The organism is Collimonas rhizosphaerae (assembly GCF_038896935.1).
GTDB classification, from domain to species: Bacteria; Pseudomonadota; Gammaproteobacteria; order Burkholderiales; family Burkholderiaceae_D; genus Collimonas; species Collimonas rhizosphaerae.
This window is the reverse complement of record NZ_JBANDC010000029.1, coordinates 16,902-30,608: the sequence shown is the minus strand read 5'-3', so window position 1 is coordinate 30,608 and position 13,707 is coordinate 16,902. Positions and strand designations below refer to the sequence as shown.

The window sequence follows — 13,707 nt, the reverse complement described above, 5'->3', positions numbered from 1 at the left end:
GCTTGCCTGGAAGGCGACCGCTGGTTCCACAACGATATCGCGGTGGCGCAGTCGTTTGTGGTGAGCGGGTCGGTGCGTAATGCGGTGGTTGAGAAGATTGGTGCATTTGCCTGACGCAATTGCCTGATTCAGGCAGGCGCAAATAAAGAAAAGGAGCTTCGGCTCCTTTTTTTATGCACGGATGCTTTATCCGTTCATTCAGGCCGCGGCTTGCCGACAGCAGCCTCTGAAACACCTATTGCTTGTTATGTTATTTAAATAACATTAAATGTTCATTTGATAATATTATTTCCCTGTGCCAGAATCCCCCGCACCAAAACCAAGTGCAGGGGAAGTTTATGAAAAATCACCGCCAAGGGAAATCAGATGACGAATAATTTCTTTAAATCTGCATTATTGCGATGGTTGCTGCCGTCACTCCTGGCATTGCTGTTAAGCGCCTGTGCTGGTGCGGGATCAAACCGATTGGTAGCGGAAGGAAAGATTGCCACCTCGATTTCGTCTGTATCGCATTACGGCAAAGGGATTGGCATTGGCAACTTCTATGTCAACGGTAGCTGGGGCGGAGTCCAGTATAACGGCTGGGGTGGTGGTGGAAAAACGGTGTGCTGCGTAAGTCTGCCGTACAAGACTAGCACCCCCACCATGGTGACCGTGAAATGGGAAACCTATCGCACGGCGGTTACTGAGAAACGCTGGCATGAGGCTACCGTACCGCTACATATATCAGAAGCGAAACCAGGAACAGGTTATGGTGCGGTTGTGCATTTCCTGCCTGGTCATAAAGTCGAAATTTGGATCGCAGATGAGGGAATTGGAAGCCCCAACTATCCCGGGCCAGCTTATCCGCGCGGCCCGGCCCCAAATTATATTCATCTCCCCGACGAAAAACCTGAACCGGCACAGGGGAAATAAACATGGCGAATGCAAAATCCGGCCTTGAACAGGCCGAAGTAGTCTGTCCACGCGCGTTGCCGATGGATTGTGGAACATATTGCGACTTCAATTTGAGTATCGGCATTTTTTTTGATGGCACCGACAACAATATGAAACGTGACACCCCATCCCTTTCCCAAAGCAATGTTGCTCGCTTATTCTCGGCATACCGAGATGAATGGCAGGAAGGTTTTTTTTCACACTACATTCCGGGCGTCGCGACTCCGTTTGAAGAACTCGGCACAGATGGTGAAGATATACGAGAAGCTGCTGGTGGCAAAGGCGGCCAACCTCGGATTATATGGGGACTACTGGAAGTGTTGAATTCCGTACATAGCTTTGTAAACGAGACTAAGCCGATGCTTGATAGAACACAAATGCAAGTCTTGTGCGGCGATCACTGGGTAAAGCCTGAAGATCGACGTGAATGGCCAATACCCCTTCCATCCGAGGAAGACAAGATACTCAAAGCGCTCGGCTTGAAATCCGGTCTGGTCGATTACGAAAAGACGCGAGAGGACTTCTTGAAACAATGTGCCCTCAAGCTGAGCATCCAGCTCAAGGCGCCGAAGACCTTGCCGCGTCTGGCAGGCATTTATCTCGACGTATTCGGATTTTCTCGTGGCGCAGCCCAGGCGCGCGTATTCACCAATTGGCTGCATCAATATTTCCTGATTGACGGCAAACTGTTTGGCATTCCTGCCTATGTCCGTATGTTGGGCCTCATGGATACGGTTGCATCGGTGGGTGTTACCAATGCAAACAATGGTGAGGGGCATTGGGACTGGGCTACGGCGGAGAATTTGCGCATTCATCCGGAGGTCAGGAACTGCGTTCATTACGTGGCGCTGCATGAGTTTCGCACTGTCTTCCCCCTCGATAGCGTATGCCAAGGCGATATCTTGCCGTCAAATTGTTACGAGCATTATTATCCGGGCGCCCATAGCGACGTCGGTGGTGGTTACCCGCCCGGCGCCCAAGGCAAGGCAGTGAAAATGGTTGATGGCGTGCCGGTCCCGGACGATAGCAAAAAGCTGTCGCAACTCCCACTCAACGATATGTATCAGGCCGCAAGAAAAGCCTGCGAATATCATTCGGCCGGTCAGCCGTGGCTGGATGTGACGCCTGAGTCCGAGACTGACGAGAATCCATTGATTGCACAATTCGCGTTAGATCCTGAAGTTCGCACGGCGGTAGCCGGGTATTTTGCCAACTGCCGCATCGTCAAGGATCTCCCCATCGATCGGCAATTGCGTGCACATGGCTTGATGTATCTGGCCTGGCGCCACATGGTAAATACGGCTGAAGGTTTTGAGCGCTTGTATAGCGTGAGGTATGCGCAGGCAGTCGGAATCATCAAATACCGCGACAATTTCGGCAATATGAAGGAGCAGGATAGCCTGTTCTATTATAGGAAAGGACAGGAAGTGTTCGCCAAGCAGATCGAACTGGTATCTCGATATCTTCCTATTGTTGATGCAGAGGACCGGTCTGCGCGGCATCACTATAGTAAAAATGTCACTGAGATTTATAACGTGATCCAGACGATCAAAGTGCCTCCTGAGGTGGGCGCATTTTACGATGAGATGGTGCATGATTCCTATGCCGGTTTCATCGAAAAATTAGGCAGCGAATTTTTGCGCAAGCAGGTTGAGTTTGAAGGCTACCTGCGCTATCGGGCCGTCTATCTCGGCAATCGGACACGGGAAAATTCCATGCATGTAGCTCCCGAAGCGCGCCGCGCTTGACTAGCGGGCAGCCGCGGGCCGCGCTTCCTGCGGACGCTCGGCCGACATCGCCACCAGCCGCTGCAGCAAGGATTGGCCGTACAGCCAGTCCCCCAGGTTGGATTCGGCGTTGATGTGCCCGAGCGCGCCGGCGTCGATGTATTCGGCGCCCCAGGTTTTCGCCCAATGGCGCGCGCGCCGGCTTTCCATCCATGGGTCGTTCAGGCTGCCGACCACGATCGCCGGCACCGGCAGGCGGCCGTTGACGGCCGCGCCGACATCGAACTTGTCGGGATCGGCCGGCGCTACCAGCAACGCACCGGCCAGGTTGGGAACTTCGTTCAAGGCGCTGTGCACCGTGGTCAGGCAGCCGAAGCTGTGCGCTATCGCCAGCGTCGGCTGTTCCGATTTCAACAATTGCTGCCGCAAACGCTCCGACCAGACTTCCAACACCGGCGCATCCCAGCTGGCCTGCTCGACGCGCTCGAAACCGGGGTACAACCGCTGCCAGCGCGATTGCCAGTGCTGCGGGCTGCTGTTGTACAGCCCGGGCACCACCAGCACGCGGAACGATGACAGCGTCGCCATGATCAACTTCCTCCAGTATCGAGTGCCGCCGTAGAGAGGCCGTCCTGCAGAGCGCCGGGCGCCGCGAATGCATGCAGCGCGGCTTGCGGCAAGTCCCACAGAAAACCTTGCGCATGCAGAGGCAGCGCGGCAATCCTTGCCAGCTGCTGCAGCACTTCCAGGTCGCGCGCCTTTTCCAGCCGCTTGAAAATCACCTGGATCCCGCGCTTGGCGCAGTCTTCCAGCAGGCGCGTGGCCTGCTCGTCGTGGGCGACGCCGCGCGCATCGATCTTGATCACATCCGGCCGCACCCGTTCCAGCAGGCTTGCCGCTTGCGCCACGTCGTCGGCATTCACCGCCAGCCGGAAATGATTGCGCCGGTAATTGTCCAGCACATAGTTTAACAACCAGCCCTGGTTTTCGGTAATGGTCGGCAGCTGCAGCACGATCCGCTCGTGCGGCAGGCCGAGCAGCGTCAGGATCCGCCGGAACGCCATGCCGTGGTTGCTGTCGACCGCCGCCAGCAGGCGCGCATGCACGCTCAGGTAGAGATCGCCCGCGGTGGCTTCTGCCTGGCGGTAGAAATTGATCGAATGCAGCATGCGGCACAGGCGGTCGAGTTCGATCGATTCGTCGTCGCTGGCCGCATGGTCCAGCAGTTTCCACAGGTACAGGCCGTTGTCGCTGGCCGAATAGCTATGGGCAAAACCTTCATGGCCGACGATGGCGCCCTTGCCCGCCCCAGCCTCGATCCGGCGCAAAGGCTGGAACACGCTGGTCAGGGTGGTGTTGAAATAACGCCCCTGGGCGCGCCCGTCGCCGTCCAGCCAGACCCGGCAATCGCTGCGGGCAGCGTCGCGGGCCGGGTCATCCCTGGCGCCGTTCAGGCGGGCCAGATACTGTTCCAGGGCGGGAAAGGACATGGGCTTACCTCGATGTGGTCGATACAAGAAAGGATGGCAATCAGATCTTGGCGATCGATACTTCGGTAGCCTTCACCAGCGCCACCACTTCGGTGCCGATCACCAGGCCCAGATCCTTGACCGAACGGGTGGTGATCACCGAAGTGACGATGCCGGCCGGCGTCTCGACGTCGACTTCCGAGACGACCGTGCCTTCGATGATGGCCTTGATCTTGCCCTTGAACTGGTTGCGTACATTGATGGCTTGGATAGTCATGATATTTTCCTGAACAGATACGATTGGATGGGATTTGCCAGCGGTAAAAAATTACAGCTTGGCGAGCGATACTTCGGTAGCTTTCACCAGCGCCACCACTTCAGATCCGACCACCAGGCCAAGGTCGCGCACGGAACGGGTGGTGATGACCGAGGAAACGATGCCCGAAGGCGTTTCGATATCGAGCGCGGATAACACGTCATCCTCGGTAATGCTGTGGATCTTGCCGCGGAACTGGTTGCGGACGTTAATTGCCTGGATGCTCATTGGTTCTCCTTTGGTAATGCGGCTGCTTCAAAAAAATGCGTCAAAAATTGCGTCAAACATCAGATGGCCCAGCCGACCTGGCTTACCGTACGCTGCAGCGAAACATCGCCTAGCGCCGAATCAGGCTGTGCCGCGGGGTGCTTCAATACACGCGCCAGTATCCGTTCTTCCAGCTGCGCAAAAGCCAGGTTGCCGCGTGCGCGCGGACGCGGCAGGCTGATCCGTTCGTCCAGCGTGATTTCGCCGTCTTCGATCAGCAGCACGCGGTCCGCCAGCGCAATCGCTTCCTGCACGTCATGCGTTACCAGCACCGCGGTAAATCCGCGTTCCTTCCACAGCGATTCGATCAGCTGCTGCATCTCGATGCGGGTCAAGGCGTCCAGCGCACCCAGCGGCTCATCCAGCAGCAGCAGTTCCGGGTCGTGCACCAGCGCCCGTGCCAGCGCTACCCGCTGCCGCTGTCCGCCCGACAATACCGCCGGCCATTCACCGGCCCGCTCTTCCAGTCCGACCTGCGCCAAGGCTTTGGCCGAAGCCAGCGAGGCGCGCGGCAAACCGAGGCCGACGTTGTCCAGCACCCGCTTCCACGGCAACAGCCGGGAATCCTGGAACATGATGCGGATTTCCGGCTTCTCGCCGTGCGCGCCGAAACCGATGCCGCCGCCGCTGGCCTGCTCCAGCCCGGCGATCAGCCGCAGCAGAGTGCTCTTGCCGCAACCGCTGCGGCCGACAATCGCCACGAATTCGCCGGCGGCGACTTCGACGTCGAGCGTCTTCAGCACTGCACGCCCGGCATACGACTTCGACACCGAGCGCACCCGGATGCCGACGCCACGGCCGGCGCCAAGCTGGCCCGCGGCTTTTACTTCGGCATTTTCGACTGGATCATTCTGCATCGCGTTTCCACCTTGATTAACTTAACTTGTACTGCATACTCATTGATAACCGGGATGCCAGCGCAGCCAGTAACGTTCCAGCACGCGCGCCAGGATATCGGCCAGCTTGCCCAGCAAGGCATACAGCAGGATGCCTACCAGCACCACATCGGTCTGCAGGAATTCGCGCGCATTCATGGTCATGTAACCGATCCCTGCCTGCGCCGAGATGGTCTCGGCGACGATCAGCAAGACCCACACTAGGCCCAGCGCAAAACGCACGCCGACCAGTATCGACGGCAAGGCTCCAGGCAGGATCACATCGCGGTACAAGGGCCAGCCGGACAAGCCGTAGCTCTTGGCCATCTCGATCAAGCCTTTGTCGACCGAGCGGATGCCGTGGAAGGTGTTCAGGTATACCGGGAAAAATACCCCGATCGACACTAGGAACAGTTTCGACGATTCATCGATGCCGAACCACAGGATCACCAGCGGGATCAGGGCCAGCGCCGGGATGTTGCGGATCATCTGGATGCTGGTGTCGAGCAGGGTTTCCGCCCGCTTGAAAGTACCGGTCAGCAAACCCAGCAGCAGGCCCAGGCCGCCGCCCACGGCGAAACCGGAAATCGCGCGCCAGGCGCTGATCCGCACGTGCGTCCACAGTTCGCCGGACAAGGCCAGGGACCAGGCCGCGCGCGCCACCGCCCACGGTTCCGGCAATATCCGGCTCGACAGCCAGCCCACCTTCGCAGCAAATTCCCAGCCCACGATCAAGGCCACCGGCAGCAGCCAGGGCAGCAGGCGTTCTTGCCAGATGCGCGAAGCCTGAAGCTTGCGGATCTTTTCCGTGTTACCTGCTTGCGGCTGTGCACCTGCGGTTGCCGCGCTACTGATTGCGCTCATGTCGCCTCCATCAACTTTGCGATGCCTTCGGCAGCAGGCCGTTGGCGATCACTTCGCCGAACGGTCCGGTCAGCGCTTGCTCGCCGGAGGCGGCGCGACCCTTGCCCAGCAAAGGGAAAACCAGTTCGGCAAAACGATAGGACTCTTCCAGGTGCGGATAACCGGAGAGAATGAATGTATCTATGCCCAACGCCGCATATTCCTGCATCCGTTCCGCCACGGTTTCGGGATCGCCTACTAGCGCGGTGCCGGCGCCGCCGCGCACCAGGCCGACCCCGGCCCACAGGTTGGGCGACACTTCCAGCTTGTCGCGGCGGCCGCCGTGCAAGGCCGCCATGCGCCGCTGCCCTTCCGAATCCATCTTGGAAAATGCAGCCTGGGCCCTGGCAATCACGTCGTCGTCGACATGGCTGATCAGTTCCTCGGCGGCCGCCCATGCGGCCTGGCTGGTTTCACGCACGATCACGTGCAGCCGGATCCCGAAACGGACGGTGCGGCCATGCCTGGCGGCGCGGGCGCGGATGTCGGCAATTTTTTCAGCGACAGCGGCCGGCGGTTCGCCCCAGGTCAGGTAGACATCGACCTGCTGCGCCGCCAGCGCATGCGCCGGTTCCGAAGAACCGCCGAAATATAAAGGCGGATACGGTTTCTGCACCGGCGGGTACAGCGTCTTCGCACCCTTGACCTTGATGTGCTTGCCGATGAAATTGTAGCCGGCGTCGCCGCCTTCGCCGGACAAGGCGCCGCGCCAGACCTTCAGGAATTCCGAGGAAATTTCATAACGCTCGGCATGGTCGGCGGACAAGCCGTCTGCTTCCAGCTCGGCCTGGTCGCCGCCGGTGACCACATTGATCAGCAGGCGGCCGTTCGACAGCCGGTCGAACGTCGAGGCCATGCGGATCGCCAGGCCAGGCGTGCTCAGGCCGGGCCGGATCGCCACCAGGAATTTCAGGCGCTGGGTAAAACCAAGCAAGCTCGAGGCTACTACCCAGGCATCTTCGCAGGAGCGTCCGGTCGGCAGCAGCACACCGTCGTAACCGAGGGTGTCGGCCGCCACCGCAATCTGCTTCATGTAATCGAAGTTGACCGGGCGTGCACCTTGGGAGGTGCCGAGATAACGACTGTCGCCGTGGGTAGGAATAAACCAGAAAACGTTCATGACTGCTTCCGTATATGTATGTGTTTACTGCTGCGCCAGCGGCGCGTTCTTGGGATGCCAGACAATATCCGCCACCTTGACCGCGCGCGGAATCAGGCCCAGTTCCTTGAAGCTGTCCGCCACCCGCTGCTGGTCGGCCACCAGGGCCGGGCTGAGCACGGCGGTCGGCGACGGATCGGGACGGCGGCGCAGGAACAGATACACCGTCGCCAGGTTCAGGCCGCTGACATCGGCAATCAGCTGCGCCACTTCCTTGCGGTTTTGCTGCACGTAGCGGTCGGCCTTGGTCAGCTCATCCAGCAGGCTCAATACCGTGCCGGGATAGTTTTCGGTAAAACCGCGCGCCGCCAGGTAGAACGAATTATTGTTCGACAGGCCGCTGCCGGTGCTCAGGACGCGCGGCTTGAAACTCAGTTCGGCGGCGCCGTAGTACGGATCCCAGATCGCCCAGGCGTCGACGCTGCCGCGCTCAAATGCAGCGCGCGCATCGGCCGGCGCCAGGTAGACCGGCTGGATGTCGGTCCAGGCCAGGCCCGCTTTCCTGACCGCCCGCACCAGCAGGAATTGCGCGCTGGAGCCTTTTTGCAAAGCGATGCGCTTGCCCTTCAAATCCGCCAGCGTCTTGATGTCCGAGGCGGGCTGCACCAGCAAGGCCGAGCTCTCCGGCTTCGGCGGTTCGGCGCCGACGTACAGCAGATCCTTGTTGGCCGCCTGCGCAAATACCGGCGGGCCATCCCCGGTCAGTCCGAAATCCAGGCTGCCGGCGGAGAGGGCTTCCAGCAGCTGCGGGCCGGCTGGAAATTCGAGCCAGACGATCTTGCTGTTCTTGAAGCGCTGCTCTAGCGTGCCGCGTTGTTTCAGCACCACCAGGTTGACCGCGCTTTTCTGGAAGCCGATGCGTATCTGCTCGGGCTCCCTGGCTGCCGGCTGGGCCTGGCTCAGCGGCGATGCAAGCAGCAGCGCGGCCAGCAACGGCAGCGTCATTGCGTGGCGGATTTTCTGCAGGGAGCGGCGGCGGAACAAAGAGATAGACATGTGTCGGGCCTCAGGATTTGTCTGCCAATTTGGCGGGCAATACTGCATCGCGCGTAGAGATCTTCTTGGGAATCAGTTTCAGTTCATAGAAGGTATCGGCGATCTTCTGCTGCTCGTCCAGCACCTTGCTGTCGACCGGCTTGTAGATGTGCGCGTAATGCTTGAGGCCGGTTTCGATCACGTCCGGCTCCAGCCCCTGGATCGGCGCCAGCTGAGCTGCCGCTTCCTTGTAGTTGGTCCGTATCCACTGTCCTTCCTTGCCGGCTTCTTCCAGGATCGCATTGACTACCGCCGGGTTCTTTTCCGCGTACTTGCGCGCGCTCAGGAAAAACTGATGGTGGCTGACGACACCGCTGCCGCTCGCCAGCACCCGCGCATCGATCTGCTTGATCGCAGCCGTCTGGAACGGATCCCAGATCGCCCAGCCGTCGACCGCGCCGCGTTCAAAGGCAGCGCGGGCGTCGGCGGGCGCCAGGTAGATCGGCTGGAATTCGTTGTAGGCGACGCCGCCCTTCTTCAACAGGCTGATGACCAGCCAGTGCACGTCCGAGCCTTTGTTGAAGGCGATTTTCTTGCCCTTCAATTGCGCCAGCGAAGTGATCGGCGAATTCTTCGGCACCAGGATGCTTTCCGCTTCTGGCGTCGGGATCTCATAGGCGCTGTACACAAAATCGGCGCCGGCGGCCTGCGCCACGATCGGCGGCGCTTCGCCGACATAACCGAAATCGACCGAGCCGACGTTCAAGGCTTCCAGCAGTTGCGGGCCGGCGGCAAATTCCGCCCATTTGACCTCGATGCCCTGCGCTGCCAGGCGTTTTTCCAAGGTGCCGTGGGCTTTCAGCAGCACCAGGGTGCTGGCGGCTTTCTGGTAGCCGATGCGCAGCACCTGCTTGTCCTGCGCATGCGCCAATTGCGGCAAGCCGGCCGTAACTGTGCAGACGGCGCCGGCGGCGATTGCGGAGAGCAGCGCCAGTACGTGGCGCCTTGTGTGTTTGTTGCTGGTCGAGACTGTCATTGCTTGTTTCCTGTTTTTTGGACAAAACGCTCCCCTCCGCCAGTCAAGGTGGATTTTTTGCAGAACGCTGGGCGGGGTGTGTTGTTTAGTTAGCTGATTCGGCCGGATTTTCTGCTACACGCTACATCGCACCTGCGAAAACGGAATCGGATCGAAATGGTTGGCGCCGGTTTTACGCAATGCCAGCAAGCTGTCTGACAACTGCTGCACGCCTTCGCTGATGCGCTGGAAGATGGCCTGGTCCAGGCTCAATCCTTCTTGCTCCGACCATTGCACCTGCGCTTCGGTCGCATAGATGCTGGGCAGTACATGGCGCGCCGCCAGCGACGACAATACCGGGCGCAAGGCGTAATCCAGCGCCAGCATGTGCGACTGGCTGCCGCCGGTGGCCAGCGGCAACACCAGTTTGCCGGTCAGGCCGAACTGCGGCAACAGGTCGAGGAACGCTTTCAGCACGCCGCTGTACGAAGCCTTGTAGACCGGCGTCGCCACTACCACCGCCGTGGCTTGTGCAACCTGCTCCAGCGCAGCCTGGATCGCCGCGTGGCTGAAATCGGCCCGCAGCAGCGCATCGCCCGGCAGGTCGCGCACGTCGAGCTTGCTGTAGCGGTGTCCCAGCAACGCCAGTTTTTCACCTGTGTAATGCAATAAACGGGTAGAACGCGAAGGCGCCGACGGGCTGCCGGCCAATAACAAAATAGTCATTTTCTGCAATCTTGGAACCGCCCCGCCAGGCAGGGCAGTTGATTCATTCCGGTCAGCCGGCTTACTTCACGCCAGGCTGATAAATCTTGTCGAACACGCCGCCGTCGCTGAAGTGGACCGTCTGCGCATTTTTCCAGCCGCCGAAAGTGTCGTCGATGGTGAACAGGCTCAGCTTCGGAAACTTGCCGGCGTACTTGGCGGCGACCTTAGGGTCGATAGGACGGTAATAATTGTGGGCGGCGATTTCCTGGCCTTCCGGCGAGTACAGGTACTCCAGGTAGGCTTGCGCAATCTTGCGCGTGCCGCGCTTGTCGACCACTTTGTCCACCACCGCCACCGGCGGTTCGGCCAGGATGCTCAGGGACGGGAACACCGTATCGAACTTGCCTTTACCGAATTCCGCTTCCACCAGGTAAGCTTCGTTTTCCCACGACAGCAGCACATCGCCTACGCCGCGTTCAGCAAAGGTGACCGTCGAACCGCGCGCGCCGGAATCCAGCACCGGCACGTTCTTGTACAGGCGCGAAATGAAATCGCGCGCCTTGGCGTCGTCGTTATTGTTCTTCTTCAGCGCATAGCCGTAAGCAGCCAGGTAGGCCCAGCGCGCGCCGCCGGAAGTTTTCGGGTTGGCCACCACGACCGACACGCCAGGCTTGACCAGGTCGTCCCAGTCCTTGATGCCCTTCGGATTGCCTTTGCGCACCAGCAGCACGATGGTCGATGTATACGGCGTGCTGTTATGCGGCAAGCGTTTTTGCCAGTCGGCCGGCAGCAGCTTGGCTTTTTCTGAAATCTCGTCGATATCGTAGGCCAGCGCCAGGGTCACCACATCGGCTTCCAGGCCGTCGATCACCGAGCGCCCCTGCTTGCCGGAACCGCCATGCGACGCCTTCAGGGTGAGGTTGTCGCCGGTCTTGTCTTTCCAGTACTTGGCAAAAGCCTTGTTGTACTCCTGGTACAGCTCGCGTGTCGGATCGTAAGAAACATTGAGCAGCGAAAAATCAGCCGCATGAACAATCTGCGCCCCCTGGGCTACCAAGGCGATGGCGATGACCGACCTGACTATTTTCTTGAACATGTTCTGCTTCCCTTGTTTGTAGATGTTTTTTGTTTTGAGGAATACAGATTAATGAGGCGGCCTGGAAAACAAAACGAATTCTTTCTTCTCTCCTTATGCAGAAAACAGATATGTATGGACTGGCCAGGCGAATAAGGGGGACGTTTATTCCCGCTGAATTAGCATATAGCCTTGCAAGCTGTAAGGAATCGCGTTGCCGCGCGGCGCGACGGCAGCCGCCTTGGCCGCCGCTCTCAGCGGGACTTGCGCGCAGTCCCGCCAGCTACGCCGAGATACGCGCTGGAGGCTACCAGCAGCAATGCGCAGCCCAGTCCGCCGAAGGCAATGCTCAGGCTGCTGGCGTGCGCCACAAAGCCGATCAGCGCGGGGCCGGCCAGGATGCCGGCGTAACCGATGGTAGTGATGGCGGCAATCGCCAGGCTGGCCGGCATCGCCGGCTGGCTGCCGGCCGCGGTAAACAGGATAGGCACGATATTGGATGCGCCCAGCCCGATCAAGATAAAACCGAGCAAGGCCATGCTGGCAGCCGGCGCAAACACCGCCACGAAAAAACCGGCGGCAGCGCACAGGCCGCCCAGCAGCAATACGCGCTTGCCGCCAAAACGCTTGACGATGCGGTCGCCGCTGAGGCGGCCGCTGGTCATGGCGATGGCAAAAGCGGCATAACCGAGTCCGCCCTGGCGGGGGTCCAGGCCGCGGCTGGCGGTCAGGAACAGCGCGCTCCAGTCGAGGATCGCGCCCTCCACCAGGAATACGATAAAACACAGCACGCCGATAAAGATCACCGCGCCATGCGGCAGCACGAACAAGCTCCCGCGCTCGCCCGGTTCCGGCTCGCGCAACAGGTGCGGACCGGCCGCCGCCAGCGCCAGCGCCACCACCAGCGCCGCCGCCAGGCTGGCCCAGGCCGGGCTCAAGCCGCTCCACAGCAGCAGCGCCATGCCGCCGGCGCCGAGGAATCCGCCCACGCTGAACAACCCGTGGAAACCGGACATGAGGGCGCCGCCGCTGGCTTTTTCCACCATGACGGCGTGTATGTTCATGGCCACATCGAGGGTGCCTATGGCTGCGCCGAAGATGAACAAGGTAAGCGCCAGCTGCGGCGCGCTGGCCGCCAGCGGCAGGCAAGGCAGCGCCAGGCAAGCCAGGCCGCCGGCCGCCAGGACCACGCGCCGGCAGCCGAGACGCGCCGCCAGCACGCCGGTCAGCGGCATGGCCAGCAAGGAGCCGACACCCAGGCACAGCAGCAGCAAACCAAGCTCGGCTTCTTCCAGCCCGAGCCGCGCTTTGACATACGGCACCAGCGGCGCCCAGGCCGCCATGGCCAGGCCAGCACTGAGAAAGGCCAGGCGGGTAGCGAGGCGCTGCTTGGGACCGATATGATTCATGGCTGGGCTTTCAGGTAGTCAGCGTCGGCATACAGCAGTTGCACGCCTTGCCGGGCAAACTCGCCGGCCTGGCTGCTGTCGGTGTCGGATTCGAGCACCAGGTGGGTAAGGTGGGCGGCAGGCAGCACCGCATAAGTCGCGGCAGTCCCAAATTTTTCGCTGGTGGCGGCCACCAGCACTGTTTTGCTGACGGCAGCCAGGCTGCGCTTGAATTCGGCTTCTTCGTAGTTAAAGCAGGTGACGCCGGCGGTGGCATCGACCCCGCAGCCGCCCAGGAAAAAAATGTCGGGCCGCATGCGCTCGGCGTCGCGCAGCGCGGCCGCGCCCAGGTTGGCGCCGCTGCGGCGGTCGACCCGGCCGCCGATCATGATCAGTTCAATCGCCGGCCGTTCTTGCAGCGCCAGCGCGACTGCAGCGGCATTGGTGACGACCGTCAGCGGCAACTCCGGCAATGCCGCGGCAATCTCCAGGTTGGTCGAACCGGCGTCGATGAACAGCACGTTGCCGGCCGTCACCAGCGACACTGCCGCCCGCGCCAGCTGTGCTTTGCGCTCCGGCGCCTGGGCCCGCCGTTCAGCCAGCGGCCCCGCCGCGGGAGGCAGCGGCAGCGCGCCGCCGTACACGCGGGTGCACAAACCGGCGGCGGCGAGGTCGCGCAGGTCGCGCCGGATGGTGTCTTCCGAGACGTTAAGCTGCTGCGCCAGATCCAGCGCCAGCACACGGCCGTCAGCCAGCAGGCGTTGCCGGATGAATGCGTGGCGCTCTTTGAGAAGTAGGTTGGTCGTGTTCATATCGCCCATATCGTGCACAAACAAGTGTAAATATACACAAACGTGCAAACATGGGCAACAGAAAACCGAAAAAGCCTTCTTT

At 60.5% G+C, this 13,707-nt stretch carries 15 protein-coding genes; 2 read left to right on the top strand and 13 right to left on the bottom strand.

From position 1 onward, the window contains the following. Positions 1-366: 366 nt before the first annotated feature. Together V8G57_RS25170 and V8G57_RS25165 are read left to right on the top strand one after the other, a co-directional pair. Positions 367-915: a DUF3304 domain-containing protein gene (locus V8G57_RS25170; protein WP_342831718.1), complete on the top strand. Its 549-nt coding sequence runs from the start codon at positions 367-369 to the stop codon at positions 913-915. A 2-nt stretch (positions 916-917) separates the two neighbouring features. After that, the gene (locus V8G57_RS25165) at positions 918-2,684 is read left to right on the top strand and encodes a T6SS phospholipase effector Tle1-like catalytic domain-containing protein (protein ID WP_342831716.1); all 1,767 of its coding nucleotides are present in this window, start codon (positions 918-920) and stop codon (positions 2,682-2,684) included. Here the strand turns inward: V8G57_RS25165 and V8G57_RS25160 are convergent, their stop codons facing one another. The 13 genes from V8G57_RS25160 to V8G57_RS25100 all read right to left on the bottom strand — a co-directional run bounded on the left by V8G57_RS25160 (position 2,685) and on the right by V8G57_RS25100 (position 13,625). After that, positions 2,685-3,251, bottom strand: coding sequence for an RBBP9/YdeN family alpha/beta hydrolase (locus V8G57_RS25160; protein ID WP_342831714.1), 567 nt, complete (start codon positions 3,249-3,251; stop codon positions 2,685-2,687). 2 nt (positions 3,252-3,253) lie between these two features. Continuing rightward, on the bottom strand, positions 3,254-4,153 hold the full coding sequence (locus V8G57_RS25155; protein WP_342831712.1) for an EAL domain-containing protein: 900 nt from the start codon (positions 4,151-4,153) through the stop codon (positions 3,254-3,256). Positions 4,154-4,193: 40 nt separating this feature from the next. Further along, complete coding sequence (locus V8G57_RS25150) at positions 4,194-4,409, bottom strand: TOBE domain-containing protein (protein ID WP_014007003.1); 216 nt, start codon at positions 4,407-4,409, stop codon at positions 4,194-4,196. A 51-nt stretch (positions 4,410-4,460) separates the two neighbouring features. Next, positions 4,461-4,676, bottom strand: a complete 216-nt coding sequence (locus V8G57_RS25145) for a TOBE domain-containing protein (protein WP_014007004.1) — start codon at positions 4,674-4,676, stop codon at positions 4,461-4,463. 59 nt (positions 4,677-4,735) lie between these two features. Continuing rightward, a complete protein-coding gene (locus tag V8G57_RS25140) occupies positions 4,736-5,572 on the bottom strand; it encodes an ATP-binding cassette domain-containing protein (protein ID WP_342831711.1) in 837 nt (278 codons plus the stop codon). Between the two features lie 39 nt (positions 5,573-5,611). Beyond that, a complete protein-coding gene (ssuC, locus tag V8G57_RS25135; RefSeq protein ID WP_342831710.1) occupies positions 5,612-6,454 on the bottom strand; it encodes an aliphatic sulfonate ABC transporter permease SsuC in 843 nt (280 codons plus the stop codon). Between the two features lie 10 nt (positions 6,455-6,464). Further along, the gene (ssuD, locus tag V8G57_RS25130) at positions 6,465-7,613 is read right to left on the bottom strand and encodes an FMNH2-dependent alkanesulfonate monooxygenase (RefSeq protein ID WP_342831709.1); all 1,149 of its coding nucleotides are present in this window, start codon (positions 7,611-7,613) and stop codon (positions 6,465-6,467) included. 24 nt (positions 7,614-7,637) lie between these two features. After that, positions 7,638-8,648, bottom strand: a complete 1,011-nt coding sequence (locus V8G57_RS25125; RefSeq protein WP_342831708.1) for a sulfonate ABC transporter substrate-binding protein — start codon at positions 8,646-8,648, stop codon at positions 7,638-7,640. Between the two features lie 10 nt (positions 8,649-8,658). Further along, positions 8,659-9,663: a sulfonate ABC transporter substrate-binding protein gene (locus tag V8G57_RS25120; protein ID WP_342831707.1), complete on the bottom strand. Its 1,005-nt coding sequence runs from the start codon at positions 9,661-9,663 to the stop codon at positions 8,659-8,661. 114 nt (positions 9,664-9,777) lie between these two features. Then, positions 9,778-10,368 (bottom strand): NADPH-dependent FMN reductase, encoded by a 591-nt coding sequence (ssuE, locus tag V8G57_RS25115; RefSeq protein ID WP_092398323.1) that lies wholly within the window; start codon positions 10,366-10,368, stop codon positions 9,778-9,780. Positions 10,369-10,429: 61 nt separating this feature from the next. Further along, the gene (locus tag V8G57_RS25110) at positions 10,430-11,446 is read right to left on the bottom strand and encodes a sulfate ABC transporter substrate-binding protein (RefSeq protein ID WP_342831706.1); all 1,017 of its coding nucleotides are present in this window, start codon (positions 11,444-11,446) and stop codon (positions 10,430-10,432) included. 233 nt (positions 11,447-11,679) lie between these two features. After that, the gene (locus tag V8G57_RS25105; RefSeq protein ID WP_342831705.1) at positions 11,680-12,834 is read right to left on the bottom strand and encodes an MFS transporter; all 1,155 of its coding nucleotides are present in this window, start codon (positions 12,832-12,834) and stop codon (positions 11,680-11,682) included. Further along, positions 12,831-13,625, bottom strand: coding sequence for a DeoR/GlpR family DNA-binding transcription regulator (locus tag V8G57_RS25100; RefSeq protein ID WP_342831704.1), 795 nt, complete (start codon positions 13,623-13,625; stop codon positions 12,831-12,833). The genes V8G57_RS25105 and V8G57_RS25100 overlap by 4 nt, the downstream gene beginning before the upstream one ends. Between the last annotated feature and the right edge of the window lie 82 nt (positions 13,626-13,707).